13 protein-coding genes are annotated in these 17,861 nt (G+C 43.5%); 4 read left to right on the top strand and 9 right to left on the bottom strand.

Features of this window, described 5'->3' with window-relative positions; all coding sequences use genetic code 11:
- Positions 1-120: 120 nt before the first annotated feature.
- The 3 genes from AC0N32_RS03220 to AC0N32_RS03210 all read left to right on the top strand — a co-directional run bounded on the left by AC0N32_RS03220 (position 121) and on the right by AC0N32_RS03210 (position 3,043).
- Complete coding sequence (locus AC0N32_RS03220) at positions 121-1,713, top strand: SulP family inorganic anion transporter (RefSeq protein ID WP_476392430.1); 1,593 nt, start codon at positions 121-123, stop codon at positions 1,711-1,713.
- A 49-nt stretch (positions 1,714-1,762) separates the two neighbouring features.
- The gene (locus tag AC0N32_RS03215; RefSeq protein WP_476392429.1) at positions 1,763-2,398 is read left to right on the top strand and encodes a carbonic anhydrase family protein; all 636 of its coding nucleotides are present in this window, start codon (positions 1,763-1,765) and stop codon (positions 2,396-2,398) included.
- 195 nt (positions 2,399-2,593) lie between these two features.
- Positions 2,594-3,043 carry a hypothetical protein gene (locus AC0N32_RS03210; RefSeq protein ID WP_476392428.1) on the top strand — a complete coding sequence of 150 codons (450 nt, stop codon included), beginning with the start codon at positions 2,594-2,596 and terminating at the stop codon, positions 3,041-3,043.
- Between the two features lie 153 nt (positions 3,044-3,196).
- Here the strand turns inward: AC0N32_RS03210 and AC0N32_RS03205 are convergent, their stop codons facing one another.
- From AC0N32_RS03205 to AC0N32_RS03195, 3 genes are all read right to left on the bottom strand, one after another.
- Positions 3,197-3,436, bottom strand: a complete 240-nt coding sequence (locus tag AC0N32_RS03205; RefSeq protein WP_476392665.1) for a DUF4469 domain-containing protein — start codon at positions 3,434-3,436, stop codon at positions 3,197-3,199.
- Between the two features lie 17 nt (positions 3,437-3,453).
- Positions 3,454-3,981: a DNA-binding domain-containing protein gene (locus AC0N32_RS03200; protein WP_476392427.1), complete on the bottom strand. Its 528-nt coding sequence runs from the start codon at positions 3,979-3,981 to the stop codon at positions 3,454-3,456.
- A gap of 63 nt (positions 3,982-4,044) precedes the next feature.
- Complete coding sequence (locus tag AC0N32_RS03195; protein WP_476392426.1) at positions 4,045-5,145, bottom strand: hypothetical protein; 1,101 nt, start codon at positions 5,143-5,145, stop codon at positions 4,045-4,047.
- Positions 5,146-5,728: 583 nt separating this feature from the next.
- Here AC0N32_RS03195 and AC0N32_RS03190 point away from each other — a divergent pair.
- Positions 5,729-6,016 carry a hypothetical protein gene (locus tag AC0N32_RS03190; protein WP_476392425.1) on the top strand — a complete coding sequence of 96 codons (288 nt, stop codon included), beginning with the start codon at positions 5,729-5,731 and terminating at the stop codon, positions 6,014-6,016.
- A 181-nt stretch (positions 6,017-6,197) separates the two neighbouring features.
- Here the strand turns inward: AC0N32_RS03190 and AC0N32_RS03185 are convergent, their stop codons facing one another.
- From AC0N32_RS03185 to AC0N32_RS03160, 6 genes are all read right to left on the bottom strand, one after another.
- On the bottom strand, positions 6,198-8,198 hold the full coding sequence (locus AC0N32_RS03185; RefSeq protein WP_476392424.1) for a T9SS type B sorting domain-containing protein: 2,001 nt from the start codon (positions 8,196-8,198) through the stop codon (positions 6,198-6,200).
- Between the two features lie 172 nt (positions 8,199-8,370).
- Positions 8,371-10,632, bottom strand: coding sequence for a T9SS type B sorting domain-containing protein (locus AC0N32_RS03180; protein ID WP_476392423.1), 2,262 nt, complete (start codon positions 10,630-10,632; stop codon positions 8,371-8,373).
- A gap of 117 nt (positions 10,633-10,749) precedes the next feature.
- Positions 10,750-13,002 carry a T9SS type B sorting domain-containing protein gene (locus tag AC0N32_RS03175; RefSeq protein ID WP_476392422.1) on the bottom strand — a complete coding sequence of 751 codons (2,253 nt, stop codon included), beginning with the start codon at positions 13,000-13,002 and terminating at the stop codon, positions 10,750-10,752.
- Between the two features lie 162 nt (positions 13,003-13,164).
- Positions 13,165-13,641: a ribonuclease HI gene (gene rnhA / locus AC0N32_RS03170; RefSeq protein WP_476392421.1), complete on the bottom strand. Its 477-nt coding sequence runs from the start codon at positions 13,639-13,641 to the stop codon at positions 13,165-13,167.
- Between the two features lie 62 nt (positions 13,642-13,703).
- A complete protein-coding gene (gene dnaB / locus AC0N32_RS03165; protein ID WP_476392420.1) occupies positions 13,704-15,296 on the bottom strand; it encodes a replicative DNA helicase in 1,593 nt (530 codons plus the stop codon).
- Positions 15,297-15,460: 164 nt separating this feature from the next.
- Complete coding sequence (locus AC0N32_RS03160) at positions 15,461-17,806, bottom strand: T9SS type B sorting domain-containing protein (RefSeq protein ID WP_476392419.1); 2,346 nt, start codon at positions 17,804-17,806, stop codon at positions 15,461-15,463.
- Positions 17,807-17,861 lie beyond the last annotated feature (55 nt).

The raw sequence follows: 17,861 nt of genomic DNA, 5'->3' as shown, positions 1-17,861 counted from the left end.
CTATTCATATCATTTTTGATATCGGATACCCATGTACTATTTTAAATTAAATTTCCAATCTTAAGCAGCTGATTTATTGAAGCATACATAAATCAGGTGTATTCACAGCAGTTTGACATCATGAAAAAAACATCATTAATAGGAGGAATAAAGGAGAATTTCCCTTCAGGACTCGTTGTATTTTTAGTAGCGCTTCCTCTTTGTTTAGGAATTGCGCTGGCATCGGGAGCTCCGCCCTTATCCGGAATTATTGCCGGTATTGTGGGAGGTCTCGTGATCGGCTCTATCAGTAACTCAAACATTTCGGTATCGGGACCGGCCGCAGGTTTAACGGCCATCGTTCTTACGGCGATCACAGACCTGGGTGCATTCAATATTTTTCTTTGTGCAGGGATCATTGCCGGAGTTATCCAGTTGGTCTTAGGTTTTATAAGGGCAGGAAGTATTTCCAACTACTTTCCCAATAATGTTATTGAGGGAATGCTTGCCGCCATCGGGATCATCATTATTTTAAAGCAGATTCCGCACGCTCTGGGATTCGATAAAGACTACGAAGGACACCAGTCTATTTTTGACAACGGGCTGAACTTCGGATATTTCTCGGAATTATTTGGCGCTGTTCATCCGGGAGCCATTATCGTGACCCTGGTTTCCGTAGCCATATTGATTATCTGGGATAAAGTCTATGCTTTAAGGAGGATTAAAATGCTTCCGGGCGCCTTGGTTGCCGTAGTAGCAGGAATTGTCCTCAATGAGATCTTTAAAATGACAGGGAGCTCACTGGCGATTCAGACCCAGCACCTGGTATCTCTACCGGTTCCGCAGTCTCTGGATGACTTTAAAAACCTGATCACCTTTCCGGATGTTACAGGATTTACCAATCCGAAGGTATGGATAGCCGGTGCTACTATTGCTATCGTGGCCTCCATTGAGACGCTTCTTTGTATTGAAGCCTCCGACAGGCTCGATCAGCAGAGAAGAATTACAGATACCAATCTTGAGCTTAAAGCCCAGGGAATCGGAAATCTGGTCAGCTCATTTATCGGCGGCCTTCCCATGACTTCCGTGGTGGTAAGAAGCTCTGCCAATGCCAATGCGGGCGCTACTTCGAAAATATCAGCCATCATCCATGGCGTTCTTCTGTTAATTTGTGTTTTATCGATTCCGGTCATCTTAAATCTTATTCCTTTAGCGACTTTGGCCGCAGTATTGATCTTAGTGGGATACAAGCTGGCCAAGCCTGCGACCTTCAAGCACTTCTGGCATTTGGGTAAATTCCAGTTTATCCCTTTTGTCGCTACGGTGATTGCCGTGGTAGCGACCGATCTGCTGAAAGGCGTAGGAATAGGACTTGCCATCTCTGTTTTCTATATTCTGCAGGGAAATATGAAGAGAGCTTATTATCTGAGCAGGGAAAAACTGGATGATGCAGACGGAATCACGATCAAACTGGCTGAGGAAGTTTCATTCCTCAACAAAGCGGCCATCAAGAAAACATTGAAAAATATCAAACCCAACTCTACCGTCATCATTGATGCCAGAGGAACATCGTATATAGCGACCGATGTGTTGGAAATGATACAGGATTTCGCCAATATCAGGGCCAAAGAAGAAGATATCCATGTAGAGCTTCTGGGTTTCAGAACATCATACAAAGACTATGAGAGAGACGAAGATTCTCACATTGTCGTAACCCATAAAAGAGCAATGTAAAGCGCATTGTTTAATAATTTTTTTAACTTTAAAAATATAAACAGATTATATGAAAGCACATACTCACGAAACTCAGTCTACCATTACTCCTGAAAAAGCATTAGAATTTCTAAAGGAGGGAAACCAGAGATTTGTAAACAACCTGAAAGCCAACAGAGACCTCCTGGAGCAGGTTAATGCTACCCGTGAAGGGCAATGGCCGTTTGCAGTGGTTTTAAGCTGCATCGACAGCCGTACCTCCGCAGAGCTTATTTTTGACCAGGGTCTTGGGGACATTTTCAGCATCAGGATCGCCGGGAATTTTGTGAACCAGGATATTCTGGGATCGATGGAGTTCGGATGTAATGTGGCGGGCTCCAAACTGGTCGTCGTATTGGGACATACAAAGTGCGGCGCACTAAAGGGAGGCCTGGACGCGGCACAAATCGAAGGACTGGGAATGGATAACCTGAACCACCTGATCAACCATTTCGATCCGATTATCAAAGAAGTGATGGAGGAAGGCGAAGAGCGCTCGTCAAAAAACAACTCACTTTTAGAAAGGCTGAACCACCAGAATGTAAAAAGTGCCATCGAAGATATCCGTAAGCAAAGCACAACCCTCAGAAAGCTTGAGCAGGAAGGGAAAATCAAAATCGTAGGGGCCAATTATGATGTGGAAACCGGAGCGGTAAGCTGGTTATAAGCATGATCCCAATCATAAGGGTTATTCAGAAAAATATGTTAAGTTAGATAGATTGGAAATTAAATTTTTAAAAGTACATCATAAGGCCATCGTCATTGATGGCCTTTTTCTTATCAAGCACCCCGGAATCCTGCTAAACCCACCCATTCACTGGTGGCTTCGACTCCGCTCAGCCACCGGTTGTAACGTAGGTATTTGTTATCTAAAACCGACTGCTTCCAATTCCCATGCTGCGGAGGGGTGGCGGAAATTCCACAGGAATTTGCGACGGGGTTTATGACGCGGCCATACGTGAAGCCACCAGTCCTTAAGCTTCGTCTCCCGGTGGCTTCGACTCCGCTCAGCCACCGGGCACTGGAAGCAGCAATCCCGCAATCTTTCTCAAACCACCCCACCAAAAATTCTTTGAATTTTTGTCGCCCCTCCAGAGGAGGGGAATTTTCCTACTGTCTTCTTACGGTGGACTTTATAGTTACTGTTACCAGGAAAATGGTGGTCTCTGTTGAGTGGTGGCTGAGGCTCTCGAAGCCACCAGTCCTTACACTCAGCCACAAAAAAACTCCGGCCGGGAAAGTTCCCGGACCGGAGTCAACACAGTTGATGAAAAAACCATCTCCAGGATGGAATATTTTTGTGCTAATCTAAACCTCAATACAGTATAATATAATTTCAGTATTAGGATAGGTTTGTTAGAACAAGCCGGTTGCCTGCTCCCTTGCAAACCTCTTGCAAGCCTCCTTGCAAGATCCTTACACGCCTCCTTGCAAACCTCTTGCATGCACTGATGCAATCCGCTTGTTATTCTACGGCTAATTCTCTCTCAAAGGTTGCGACGCGAGGTTCCTTTAGAATAATACTGCCTGCATATTGCGTTATGATCTCTATTCTATAAGTTCCTGCTGCTAATTCAGGAATCACGACGATAAGCTCCGAAGGATTATTGGTCACGATATCACTGGCTTCTACTTTAGTTGTTTCCTGTGAAGCGGCGTTGACGAAGAATACACCCACCGAAGGGTCTTCGCCTGTTACCTTAATCTTGCTGCCCGCAATTTTCAGGTTTCTGCCGGGGTGAGCAGGTCGTTGACCGAACCACTCTTTACGTCAGTGACCTGTAGAATAACCGCAGAAGATTCTGCTACCCCTAAGATATTCACCTCAATATTAGAGATCTCTGCCCTCAGCTTCTCGCCCTGATTGAACTGGAAGATAATGCTGTGCTTGTCTTTGTTAAAAGTCTCTGAAGGGCTGTCAAATACACCACGGATCGCGGTGCTTGCCGTGAAGTACCCGGTGTTTACAGAAAAGCCGTCACAAAGCTGGTACGCCATTTCCTTAAGAAACAGCTCGGTGGCGTGCTCCATAGACGAAGCCGAGATGTCTGCCCCGCCACGGGATACCGCTGCCTGGCAGATCTGCTGGACATTGAGGCTGCGCTCACTCGCCGTGCGCGCCGTGAAGTCATTGGGATTGTCTTTCGTTAAAACGTTATCGTACAGATACGCTTTGATTTTGTGTAATACGTTGGACATTATTTTATTATTTTTATTGTTTATAGTATTAATTGTGGTATAAATGCTCACAGGCTTTGAAACCTTGAGGGTTTAGGGTTATTATTAATATGAAAGGTCTGGTAGCCTGAGTCCTTAAAATCCTTCAACAACAAAAGATGTAAAACTATTTGAGCCAAACTTAGAATGATTATTAACCCTATAAAAAAAAATATCATTTGCGCTACTAATATATGTGAGAAAACCTACAGGTAAACCATTTAAAGAAGATATGTTGCCTGATGTATAAGTTTGCCATGTGTTATAATTTGAGCTCGTAAATGATAATCCAGTACTTGTAACAGTTGTAGTACTTGCAGAATTATAAACAAACCATGCAATCCTTTCACAATTATAAGTAGCGGTTCCGCTAGGAGGAGTTAACATCCTTATTTGAAAGTAATATATATCCCCTGAATATATTGCTCTGAATTCTAAGCTACCAACAGACATCGTTTTAGTTGCATCAGGATATGATTGGTATACCAACTTTCTCGATAGAGCTCCTGTATCATTAGAGTACACCTGAACAGAAGACCATTTAGGATTGGCAGATGTACCTCTGTTAAATACAAGCCCGGGCCCATTAATATTTGTAGAAGTGTTATAGGCGATTAATCCTGTAGCAGGTGAATTAATAGTAGTCTGATCCGTTATGCCCGTCAAAGCAACTCTAGGAATCAGCAAACCTTTGTTGGCAGAAGCCACTTCTAAAGCTGCACTGGCATCCGGGCTGCTCGTTCCTATTCCCACCTGTCCATTGTCTTTCGCCACGAAGTCGGCTCCTGCGGCTCTGGCTGTCCCGTCTGCTTTGGTTCCTAATTTTACCAGACCATTGGTAGTGTCGTTGATCCAGGCATCATTGGTGGTATCGCCGGCTGCTGCCCCGGTCATTTTCTGCCATACGCTTCCATCAAAATAGTAATACCCTTCCGCGGTAACATTTACGGTTTTGGTATCGGTGGGATTTGCTGCTGACTTAGCATACACAATCACTCCTTTTTGGGCCGTTCCATACGCTGCTGCTTTGAGTGTATTTCCGTCCAATTGTGGAATAATAAGTCCCTCCGGTTTGCTGCCGTCGGTGGTTTTAGGACTGATATCGAGGATCGCTTTCGGGGTCGTATTATTAATCCCCACCTGAGCGAACAAATTAAGGCTGATGAACAGAACAGCCACTGTAATAATGTTTTTCATTGTTTATGTATTATAAAGTTGTTAATGTTTGATGACTTTAGTTGTTGAACACGAAGTGCACGAAGGTTTTTTAATGCATGACACTTTAAGTTTCACAAAGCCGCTTCGCTTATAAGAGCTTGCAGAGATTGAGTTGATTCGCTTCCGGATTTGCTATGCTAAAGGTATTAGTGCTATTCGTGCAAAATCATTCGTGCCATTTGTGTTTAAAACCAGGCGGAGGACGGCTGAAGTGGCTTGCCGTAATCTTTAAAAAAGATTTATTATTGAACAGGATAAAGCATAACGCTTTTACGCAGAAATGCAGGAATGGAGGGAGCTGTGGAGGGCTAATCGTTTGTTTTTTCATCATTTATGAAAAGTGGTCTTAGTTTGACTACATATGTGCTCAAACGTCTAAGAATCAGTAGGGTTTATGGTATCGGGAATTTGGTCAAAATGCTTAAAAACGACCGTTTTTTGACAAGATTTGCCATTTAACATATTAAAAAACAAATGATTATTGTTGGGGTATAATCATAAAATATTTACATTTGTCAAATAAAAGTAGTCAAACTAAGACTACTTTTTTTATGCCCTAAAGATGTGTTTATTTTATATAAGAAAGCAGCAAAATAATGTGCTGACGGATAAAGAAACAAGCTATTACAGTCTCTTCACCGAATTCTTTTTAAGGCTGATCTATAAAAGGCTTCTTAAACCATCCCCTTTGGTTGACTCCTTCCAATCTTCGATTTCCGTAGAAGTCCAGATCTCGCCGGTAACATGGGGATGGAAAGATCCGTGTTCAGGTCCTTACGGGCAGACCATTGGGTTGGTAGTGCCGCCCTTCGAGAGCATAGGACCGAGAGGTGTTCTCATCGGTCGATGAGAACACCTTATCACGCCCGACATAACCTCCTTATCACGCCCGATGAGAGGTGCCTTCGTCGGGCGACGAAAGCGTCTCTCGGAAATAGAGATGGACAGCCGTTTCAGCTCTATCCCATTTCATACCAAAAAAAAGCAGCTGTATGATACAGCCGCTCTTTAAAATTTTATGAATGATCAGGTTAATCCCTGTTTTTAACCAATACCCATCCTGAATATTTTACAGGGGTATTCTTCTTGTCATTTTCATTCCAGGAAACGGAATACCAGTAGCTTCCTGTAGGCACTTTTCTTCCGCCCATGGTTCCGTCCCACCGGTACCGGTTTGTCTTATCCGCTTTATGGATCATCGCTCCATAACGGTCAAATACATTGAACACAAGATTCTGCTTTCCTGCCAGCGCCGAATAATCGATTCCGTCATTTACCCCGTCACCATTAGGCGTGATCACATTGATGATATTCGGAACTACGACGGTAATGTCGATAGGCTCACAGTCATAGGTATCTTTCACATAAATTTTCACATCGCCTCTCGGTACATTCTTAAACTCGTTAGAATCCTGCCAGTTGATTCCGTCTGTGGAATATTTATAAGGCGCGGTTCCCCCGATCGCAAAAACGGAAATCACGTTGTTGGAAATATCAACACTGGAAATCACCGGCTGTTCGGAGGCATATACTTTCACAGTCTGGGTCACGACGCAGGTTCCGGTTTTAAGTTTCACCCAATAAGTTCCGACTCCAACATTAGAAATCGTTCTGGTATTGGCGCCGGTACTCCACTCGTAGGAAGTGAACCCCGCCCCCGCATCAAGAACTGTCGTATCTTCCATACAGATGATCTTGTCATCCAGAGTGGTTGAGAATACCGGAGGAATAACTTCCAGTGTTACTTTAGCAATATCAAAGCATCCGAATGAATTGCTCACCCTGATGAAGACGACCCCGTTCGGAGCGATATAGTTGCCGGCATTTGAGGTTGAGATTTCGTTTGTTTGATTTTGGGCATCCGTTAAAGACGGGTAATATTTTTTCGTGATCCCACCGGAAGAACCGATTACCGGTGCCGAGGTAAGATCGAAATGTCCTGTGGAAGGACTGGTATCCATAGCACAGGTTCTCAGTAACGCATCGGTTGCTGTAACCGTAGGGGCCACCTTTAACGCGATGGTCGCATCATTATTATCACACAGTACCGAAGAAGGATCTTTAATAACTACCGAAATATTGGTGTCTGCACTGTACTGGAAATTCGCCGGATTGGCTATCGGTGTTCCGCTTCCCGTAATATAATACGTAAAGTTGTAATTGCCCGGTGTCGCCGTAAGCTGAGAATTCAGGGCGGTCAGGTCAATATTAGCCATTCCTGTGAGATCCGGGCAGATATTCTTGGTAATCGCAGTCTGTAGTAAAGGAATTTTGTCTACATAGACCTTTACATTCTTAATAGAGTGCCTCGATCTGTTTCCTCCTGTAGAAGCAGAGAACCCAAAATACCCCACGGTCATGGCGGCTGCCGTTCCTGAAGGGGCAAAAGACTGGTTGCAGATCACATTTCCGTCTATGGTAATTTTCACGATCCAGTTCGCCGGAGCAGCAGGATCTACCTCTGCCGTTACCTCAACATGTTTATACGTTGTTCCCTGGAAAGGAAGCGTGGTATTCATATCCGGGGAATGGAAAGAGCTTCCGGCCACATTGAAAAATTCCACATTGTTGCTATCCGTCGTATTGGCGACCTGGCCGTACGCCACATGCACTCTGCTCATAACGGCAGTAGTGGTATTGTTATAGGTATCGAGACCTACGATAAATCCCACGGCATTCTGGGAAACCCCAAGTCCTGAACCCAGTACACTCGCCACCGGTGGGTTGGCCAGATACCAGAAAGCAATACCATCACCGTTTGCGGTCTGGTTGGAATCCATCCTGAAATCAAATTCAACCCTCCATTTATCACAGTATTTAAGGTTGATGGGATCATTCAGCCGTATCGATCCGGACTGATTGTTGGTGTCGGGCGTCAATTGTACAAAATCTGAAGGAGCTACGGTGGGACCGACCATCGTCCATCCTGTCGTATTTACAGGATTTCCCGTAAGCTGATAGGTTTGTGAATAAGCTCTGTTGCAGAATACCAGTACAAAAATGAAAAATAATAAAAAGTAGTTTTTCTTCATATATTAAAAGTATTAGTTTATGGATTGTAAATGTAATTAAATAATCAGATCATTTCCGGCGTCACCCTTCTCTATCATGCTGATGAGTAGATAATGTGTATCCTTCGTATGTTTGGTTTACAAAAAAGATCACTCCAAAAGATGAAGTGATCTTCATGTATGTGTTATTTTATTAATCCCTGTTCTTCACAAGAATCCATCCTGAATATTTCACAGGGGTATTCTTCTTGTCGTTTTCGTTCCATGACACGGAGTACCAGTAACTTCCCGTAGGAACTTTTCTGCCTCCTGAGGTTCCGTCCCATCGGTATCGGTTCAATTTATCAGCCTGGTGAATTTTAGTGCCGTAGCGGTCGTAGACATTGAATATTAAGTTCTGTTTTCCGGCAAGTGCTGAATAGTCTACCACATCATTGATTCCGTCACCATTAGGGGTAATGACGTTGATGATATTCGGCACGACAATCGTAATCACGATCGGTTCACAGTCATAGGCGTCCTTTACAAAAATCTGGCTGTCCCCTCTCGGCATATTTTTAAACTCATTAGAATCCTGCCAGTTGATTCCGTCGGTGGAGTATTTGTAAGGAGCAGTACCTCCGTTTACATATACGGTAACGGTTGTATTTGAAATATCAACATTTGTAATCACGGGCTGTTCCGAAGCGAATACTTTGACGGTCTGGGTAACCACACAGTTCCCTGTTTTCAGTTTCACCCAATAGAGGCCTACTCCTGCCGTAATGGTTTGGGATGTTGCGCCCGTACTCCATTCGTAAGATGTAAAGCCCGGGCCTGCATTAAGAATGGTGGTGTCTTCCATACAGATGGTCTTGTCTTCCAGGGTAGTTGAGAACACCTGAGGAATAACGACAAGATTTACCTTTGCAATGGCGTAACATCCGTTTGTATCTGTAACTTTTATATAAACAACTCCGTTTGGAGAGATGTAAGAATTAAAGGTTAAAATCTCGTTGGTGCCGTTCTGTGCATCTGCCAGGGAAGGATAATATTTTTTTACGGTGCCGGTTTGTGTGGTTACCGGTGCCGTGGTAAGGTTGAACATTCCGGTCGAAGGATTGGTATCAATCGCACAGGTCCTTAAGGTAGCCTCCTGAACCTGCACCACCGGGAATAAAGCCAGCGTTACCTGCGCGACATCCGTACATCCCTGCGGGGTGGTTACCTGGGCATAAAGCGTAGCGGCAGGCGAAAGGTAAGCCGAAGGATTAGCAATAGGATTAACCTGATTATTAAGATCAGACATTGTATTGTAAAAGACGGCCGTACTTCCGGGAACTGACGACAGTGCCGCCGAAGTAAGATCGAATACAGCACCGCCCGCATTGTTATTGTTACACCCGGTAAGCGTTACATCATTTGCGGCAAAAGGACTTGGGTTCAGAACGATCTTTCCGTCACCATTGTCACACAATGTGGAAGAAGGATCTTTCACCACAACGGTAATGGTGCTGGTGCCTGTACCATACTGATAGTTGGAAGGATTGGAAATAGGTGTTCCTCCAGGCCCAAAATAAGTAAAAGTATAGTTTGCAGGGTTGCTTACAAACTGGTTCTGAAATGAAGTTAAATCCACCGTTCCGTTTCCGGTAGACGGATTGACGCACACGAAAGGCGTAACCGTATTGGTAAGGATGGGAACTTTATCTATATAAATTTTTGCATTTTTAATGGAGTGCCGTGCACTGGCCCCTCCGGTTGCTGCAGAAAACCCGAAATAGCCGGTTGTCATTCCCACCGCTCCTCCTGATGCGGTAAAAGGCTGGTCTACCAGAACCACCCCATCCAGCTGGATTTTAATATTCCAGATGTTCGGATTTAAAGGATCTATGGTTCCGTTTACGATCACATGCCTGTAGGTGGCCCCTACGAACGGCTGTGTGGGATTCAGGTCGGGTGTATGGAAGGTACTTCCCGGTGTATTGTTGTATTCAATATTATTATTTCCGGCCGGAAGGTTGTTGGTTCCGTACAGAACGTGAACCTTACTCATCTGCCCTTCGGTGGTATTATTAAAAATATCAAAACCGACCATAAGCCCGTTGGCATTTGACGGGATCCCAAGTCCGCCTCCGCTTGAGAAGGAAGTCGGAGGGTTGGCCAGATACCAGAAGGTAAATCCGTCCCCGCGGCCATAGGCAGCTGTCCCGTTTCCGTCGATCCTGAAATCGAATTCCACTTTCCATGTGTCGCAATATTTAAGATTGATAGGCGTTGAGAGTTTTACCACTCCAAACTGGCTGGTAATATCCTGGGTAAGCTGTACGAAATCACCGCTTACACTAGCATTGGAAACAAGGTCCCACCCGGTAGTATTCACAGGGTTTCCGGTAAGCTGGTAAGTTTGTGCAGAAAATTTGCAGGATAAAAGAATGAAAATCAGTGAAAGATAATAAAACGCATTGTTTTTCATGGAGCGATTTGTTATTAATTGATACGTTTACTTGGTCATTTGTATTTTTGGTAATGAGTAACACTGTAGAGGGTTAAAAAAAGATCACCCGCAAACCGGAGTGATCTTTTATGTAAATTATTCTCTGTTCTTTACCAATACCCATCCGTTGTAAGTTGTCTGAGTATTATTCTTGTCGTTTTCGTTCCAGGTGATGGTGTACCAGTATGTTCCTGTGATCACTTTTTTACCACCGGCAGTTCCGTCCCATTTGTAATTTCTCAGTTTGTCTGCTTCATACATCTTATTTCCATATCGGTCGAAGATTGTGAAAACGAGGTTTTTCTTATACGCCAATGCTGAATAATCAATCACATCATTTACATTGTCTCCGTTCGGCGTGATGGCATTGATAAGATTTGGAACCGTGATCTGTACATGGATCGGCGTACAGTCGTAGGCATCTTTTACATACACCACCACTTCGCCTCTCGCGAGCCCTTTGAACACATTGGAATCCTGCCAGTTGACCCCGTCAAGAGAATATTTATACGGTCCTTTTCCACCTTTTACATTCACCGTGATCGTATTGTTGGTAATATCAATAGTGGAAATAACAGGCTGAGGCGCAGGGTTTACCCTTACCATTTGCATCGTGGTACATCTTCCTGACTTCAACTGAACCCAATACAGACCAGGCGTTACATCCTGAATCGACTGGGTGTTTTCTCCGGTGCTCCATAAGTAGGTATCGAATCCGGCACCTGCATCCAGAGTTGTTTTATCATCAATACAAATTGTTTTGTCTGCCAACACTGAAGAATAAACAGGAGCCAGAACTTTTAAGTTGATCTTAACGATTACATAGCACCCTGCAAGATTGGTTATTCTTACATAAACGGTAGATGATGTAGAAATATAATTGTTGGCAGGCACGATTTCGTTGGTTCCGGCAAGTGCGTCGGCCTCAGTTTTATAATACTTTTTCGTAACGCCAGTTGCCGAAGTTACATTAGCCTGCGTAAGGTCGAATGACGCCGTATTGGGAGCATTCGGTATAAAGCACGATTCTATCGTCGCATCGTTGGATACGATCGGCGGGAAAAAGGCCAGCGTAATTGGGGCAGACCCCACACATCCCAGCGGGGTCGTAACTTTTACATACACCACCCCTGCAGCAGAAACGAAATTGGTAAAGTTTGTAATTTCATTGACACCGTCATTGAGGTTGGCCATCGTTCTATAATATTTCTTTGTTGAACCTGCAGGCTCATTAACGTTGGCTAAACTTAGATTAAAGGTGGCAGTTCCCACATTATTGTTGTTACATGCGGTAAGTGTTGCCGGTGTTGCCGTAAATGGCGAAAGGTTAAGCTGTATTTTACCATCCGGGTTGTCACACAGTATACCTGAATTATCTTTAATCAGCACCGAAACCGTGGTATTGGCACTGAACTGGAAATTATTAGGATTGGAAACCGGTGTTCCTGAAACGCTGTATGAGAATGTATAGTTGGCAGGATTGCTCACAAACTGGCTTTGGTAGTTCGTTAAATTTACGGTTCCCTGTCCCGTGGAAGGATTTGGGCAAAACGTATCTGTTACCGTTGCCTGGTTGATCGCTACTTTATCAATATATACTTTTACGTTTTTGATGGAATGTCTTGATCTGTTTCCTCCTGTAGAAGCCGAGAACCCGAAATACCCCACGGTCATGGCGGCTGCCGTTCCTGAAGGAGCAAAAGACTGGTTGCAGATCACATTTCCGTCTATGGTAATTTTCACGATCCAGTTCGCCGGAGCAGCAGGATCTACCTCTGCCGTTACCTCCACATGCTTAAACGTTGTTCCCTGGAAAGGAAGCGTGGTATTCATATCAGGGGAATGGAATGAACTTCCGGCCACATTGAAAAATTCTACATTATTGTTATCCGTCGTATTGGCGACCTGTCCGTATGCCACATGCACTTTGCTCATTACCGCCGTCGTAGTGTTGTTATAGGTGTCGAGTCCTACGATAAATCCCACAGCATTCTGGGACACTCCAAGTCCTGAACCCAGTACACTCGCCACCGGTGGGTTGGCCAGATACCAGAAAGCGATACCATCACCGTTTGCGGTCTGGTTGGAATCCATCCTGAAATCGAATTCCACTCTCCATTTATCACAGTATTTAAGGTTGATAGGATCGTTCAGTCGTATCGATCCGGACTGATTATTGGTGTCGGGGGTTAGCTGTACAAAGTCTGTATTTACCACTGTGGGGGCAACCATCGTCCATCCTGTAGTGCTTACAGGGTTTCCTGTAAGCTGATAAGTCTGGGAAAAAAGATGTTGTGGAAAGCACAGCAATACATACAGAAAAAAAAGGAGGTAGAATTTTTTACTCATTTATTAGACACTTAAATTAGACGTGTCAAAGATATTAATTCCTAATCAATAAATATATATTTAATATTAATTTTACTGAAAATGATGGTGATTCAGTAACAAATGATAAGTTAAAACATGAATTACTGAAAAGTTCACGGCAATATTTAGGTTAAATACAAATTAAAACAATGTATTGTTATCCTGGTTTTCAAAATAGGCATCTACTTCCAAATCAGCTGAAGCAGCGGCAGTTACGGCGAGTTTATCACAAAGTTCGTTCTCAAAATGTCCCGCATGGCCTTTGATCCAATGCATTTTGGGCTTATGCAAATTGTACAGTACCACAAATCTTTTCCAAAGATCCGGATTCTTTACATTTTTCCAGCCTCTTTTGATCCATCCGGCCAGCCAGTTCTGGTTGATCGCATCAGCTACATATTTGCTGTCGGTATAAATATGAATATCATTCTCCGGAGATTTCAGTTTTTCCAGGGCTGTAATCACTGCCAGAAGCTCCATCCTGTTGTTGGTGGTCTTTCTGAACCCTTTTGAGAATGTTTTCTGATAATTTTTTTCGGGTACCCGCATGAGAATTCCATATCCGCCTTTTCCGGGGTTTCCGCTGCAAGCTCCGTCGGTGTATATTTCTATTTTCATTAGGGTTAAGGTTGAGGCTAAGATTCAGAGTAAAGTTTTCATGTAAATCTCAGCCTTTATTTTTAAAATGGGAAATCGTCATCATCATCAAAATCATTCATGGAAGATCCTGATACCTGGGAATTATTCGGAAGGTCAAATGCCGCTCCCGGCTGAATGGTTGTTTTAATTTTATCAAAGCCACTCGGTTCACCGGATCCGAAATTAGATGGGTATCCGCCTCCCATTCCGCCATCAAATGCTGCTTCGATATCACCGAATTTAGCAAAATGCTTCAGGAAAGACAGTCGCACATCGGCCGTAGCCCCATTTCTGTGCTTGGCGATAATAAGCTCTGCCTGGTTTTCCGTTGAGGTTTCCTGGCCTTCTTCATCATTATCCCAAACGGTAATTTTATAATATTCCGGACGGAAAATGAAAGACACGATATCCGCATCCTGCTCGATCGCTCCCGATTCCCTGAGGTCGGAAAGCTGAGGTCGCTTACCCGGACGCGTCTCCACACTTCTTGAAAGCTGTGAAAGGGCAATTACCGGCACGTTAAGTTCCTTTGCAATAGCTTTCAGGGAACGTGAAATCATGGAGATCTCCTGTTCACGGTTTCCGGTTCCTTTTCCGCCACCGCCGGCCGTCATCAGCTGAAGGTAATCGACCATGATGAGCCTTACGCCGTGCTGCATTACCAGTCGCCGGCATTTTGCCCGGAAGTCGAATATGGAAAGCGAAGGGGTTTCATCGATATATAAAGGGGCATTTTCCAGTTCGGACACGTTGGAGAAAAGCCTTTGCCATTCTTCATCGTCGAGGGTTCCTTTTCTTAATTTTTCTGAAGAAATTCTTGTTTCGGAAGCAATCATCCTTGTGATCAGCTGTACGGAAGCCATCTCGAGGGAGAATAATGCCATTGGAATTTTGTGTCCTACTGCAATATTTCTTGCCATCGAAAGAAGGAATGCCGTTTTCCCCATCGCCGGACGTGCCGCGATGATGATAAGGTCGGAATTTTGCCATCCTCCTGTTTCCTTGTCGACATCCCGGAATCCTGAAGGCACTCCGGAAAGTCCCTCTTTATCTTTCAGGGATTTAATCGTATCGATCGCCTGTTTCACCAATGAATTGGCGGTATCAAATCCCTTTTTGATCGTCCCGTTGGTGATCTCGAAAAATGACTGCTCAGCTTTATCCAGAAGTTCAAAAACATCGGTTGATTCTTTATATGAAGCGTCAATAACGTTCGCCGAAACATTGATTAGGCTTCTCAGGATATATTTTTCAAGAATAACACGAACGTGATATTCGATATGTGCTGATGAACTTACGCCCATTGTCAGATCAATGATATAGCTGTCTCCCCCTGCCAGGTTCAGTTTGCCTTCTTTTTTCAGTTCCTGAATAATGGTCATTAAATCTACGGGCTGGTTGCCTTCATAAAGCTTTAAAATGGCAGAAAAGATCACCTGATGTCTGGGATCATAAAAAACCTCCGGTGTCAGTAGGTCAATAGAATGGTCAAGCCCTTTTTTGTCGATCAAAAAAGTTCCTATAACCAGTCTTTCGAAGTCGAGTGCATTGGGTGGCATTTTACCGTCTGCAATAGAGAGTTCTTTTGCAAAGTTTCCGTTCGTCAATGAAGATAATGTTTCTTTCTGCGCCATAGTTCTGCAAAGATAGTTTTTTTGATAAGCAATTAAAAAATAGTATTCAACAATTTATGAACACCATATTCTTTAAACCCAATCGTGAAGAGGTTTTGTGTCGATGTGTATAAAAAAATCACCCCATTAATGAGGTGATTCAGATATTTAAATTAAATAATTAATTAGTCGATGTTTTTTACCAGTACCCAACCGCTGTATTTGGTTTCGGTATTGTTTTTATCGTTTTCGGTCCATGTGATCGTATACCAGTACGTACCCGTTATGATTTTTTTACCGTTGGAAGTACCGTCCCAGGTATAGTTTCTGATCTTATCTGCACGGTACATCATATTTCCGTACCTGTCGTATACCGTAAAGACTACGTTTTTCTTGTAAGCCAGAGCAGAATAATCGATATAATCATTTTTGTTGTCCCCGTTCGGCGTAATAGCATTGATAAGGTTTGGAACCGTTACCTGAACGCTGATCGGATTACAGTCGTAAGAATCTTTTACGTATACTTTATTTTCTCCTCTCGGAAGTCCCGTGAATACGTTTGAATCCTGCCAGTTGATTCCGTCAAGGGAATATTGGTAAGGCCCTTTCCCTCCGTTAACGGTTATGGTAAATGAGTCATTATTGATGTCAATATTGGTAATTACCGGCTGTACGGAAGCATTCACTTTTACAAGCTGTAAAGTCCAGCATTTTCCGGTTTTTAATTTAACCCAGTAAGCTCCGGCTCCCACGTTGGAAATAGACTGAGTGGTAGCTCCCGTGCTCCATTCATAGGCATCGAAGCCAGGTCCCGCATCTAAAGTTGTTTTATCTTCTATACAGATAATTTTATCTTTAAGAACGCTGGATTGTACCGGAGGCAACACTTTAAGGTTGATTTTTGCAATCGCAAAACAGTCCGTACTATTGGTTACTTTTACATACGCAACACCGGTAACTGAAATATAGGTATTTGCGGTTAATATTTCATTTGTTCCGGCCAGTGCATCGGCTTCGGTTCTATAGTAGTTTTTCGTAATGCCAGTCTGAGAGGTTACGTTGGCTTTCGTTAAATCAAACGCCGCAGTGGTAACATTGGTATCAATATAACATTCTTCCAGGGAAGCATCATTCACAACCACCACCGGATTAAACTGTAAGGTGATCTGATTGTACCCTGTACAGCCCTGCGGATTTCTTACTCTTACATAGATGGATCTTGGTGCTACAGATGTGTAAGCGGAAGGGTTTGTTATTTCGTTTGTCCCCGCATTCATATCGGCAAGCGTAGGGAAATACTTCTTGGTAACGTTCGTTGATGTCGGATAAACATTCGCTGCCGTTAAATCAAAAAGTCCTGTTCCTGCATTATTGTTATTACAAGCTTTAATGGTTATCGGAACGACAGGAAGCGCAGGTAAAAACTGCAATGTAATTTCTGAAGTTCCTACACAACCTTCTGAAGTAATCACTTTTACATAAACCTTTTTCGGTGCGGTAGATGCATATGAAGAAGCACTCAGAATTTCATTGGTTCCCGCATTCAGATCGGCCATTGAAGGATAATATTTCTTTGTAATATTGGTTCCTGTGAAAACGTTTGCCGAATTTAAATCAAAATAACCGATTCCGGTATTGTCGTAGTTACAAGTCGTAATTGTTGCATTTTGTACAACAATATTACCTGATCTGAATTTAAATCTGCCGACCTGGAAGCAGCCATTCAGGGCATTGTTCGGGTTGGTAGGATCCGTGTATTTCAATCGGTAGTAATAGATGCTCGTGGCATTGACCATGGTAGGCGTTGTGATAGGAGCAGTTCCTGTAATGGCATCATTACTGGTTAAATGATACGATACCGAAAAGTTTGGATTATTATTAATGATTCCTGCTGATAAAGTACTGAAATCAAACATGGTAGGCAGGGAGCACTTTAAAATTTCATTTGGATTTGCAGGGTTGGCTGCCGGTGTACCTGGTGTGATGAACGGATTCGGCGTTAAAGCAGGATCGTTGAACACTGAAGTCAAAGAAGCTGTTCCTCCCCAGGTCAAAGAAAACCCATAAGGATTACTCGGAATGAAGTTATCTACAAGAAGATAATATGTTTCTCCTGCAATAACGTTCAATGGAGTCTCCCATTGTCCTCCGGTGATGGTAGAGCTCAATCCTGTCGGGCCGCTTGTCCCTGAAAAGTTACATTTAATGGCATTCCCGAAGTCCCAGGTCGCACAATCGATATTGGGACCATAAACCGCAAAGTCATAGTCGTAATGGGTAACGCCCGGAACTGTATTCGGATTAATGGTGAATTCGATCGTTCCTGTCGTGGCGGCTGTAAATTTATACCATACAGAATAGTGTTCGTTGTCCAGGCAGCTGGCAGAAGTAGCCTCCTGAACAAGCCCTGAAGTAGCGGGATTATAAGAAATATCTGAATTGCCGCAAACCGGGATTGCTGAAATACAATCCGACTGCGAAAAGATCATTTGTGAGAAAAACAAAACAGTCAGTAGTAGTAATTTCTTCATTAGAAATGATTTAAGTATTTATTGTTTACGTGAATAAAACCGCCTGAATAAGCGG

Source organism: Chryseobacterium endophyticum, from assembly GCF_056333165.1.
This window is presented reverse-complemented; position numbering and strand designations above follow the sequence as displayed.

Coding starts and splice junctions, on each gene's coding strand:
- dnaB (WP_476392420.1), bottom strand. CDS start 15,296: ATGGCGCAGAAAGAAACATTATCTTCATTGACGAACGGAAACTTTGCA.
- AC0N32_RS03160 (WP_476392419.1), bottom strand. CDS start 17,806: ATGAAGAAATTACTACTACTGACTGTTTTGTTTTTCTCACAAATGATC.
- AC0N32_RS03215 (WP_476392429.1), top strand. CDS start 1,763: ATGAAAGCACATACTCACGAAACTCAGTCTACCATTACTCCTGAAAAA.
- AC0N32_RS03195 (WP_476392426.1), bottom strand. CDS start 5,145: ATGAAAAACATTATTACAGTGGCTGTTCTGTTCATCAGCCTTAATTTG.
- AC0N32_RS03220 (WP_476392430.1), top strand. CDS start 121: ATGAAAAAAACATCATTAATAGGAGGAATAAAGGAGAATTTCCCTTCA.
- AC0N32_RS03180 (WP_476392423.1), bottom strand. CDS start 10,632: ATGAAAAACAATGCGTTTTATTATCTTTCACTGATTTTCATTCTTTTA.
- rnhA (WP_476392421.1), bottom strand. CDS start 13,641: ATGAAAATAGAAATATACACCGACGGAGCTTGCAGCGGAAACCCCGGA.
- AC0N32_RS03185 (WP_476392424.1), bottom strand. CDS start 8,198: ATGAAGAAAAACTACTTTTTATTATTTTTCATTTTTGTACTGGTATTC.
- AC0N32_RS03190 (WP_476392425.1), top strand. CDS start 5,729: ATGTGTTTATTTTATATAAGAAAGCAGCAAAATAATGTGCTGACGGAT.
- AC0N32_RS03175 (WP_476392422.1), bottom strand. CDS start 13,002: ATGAGTAAAAAATTCTACCTCCTTTTTTTTCTGTATGTATTGCTGTGC.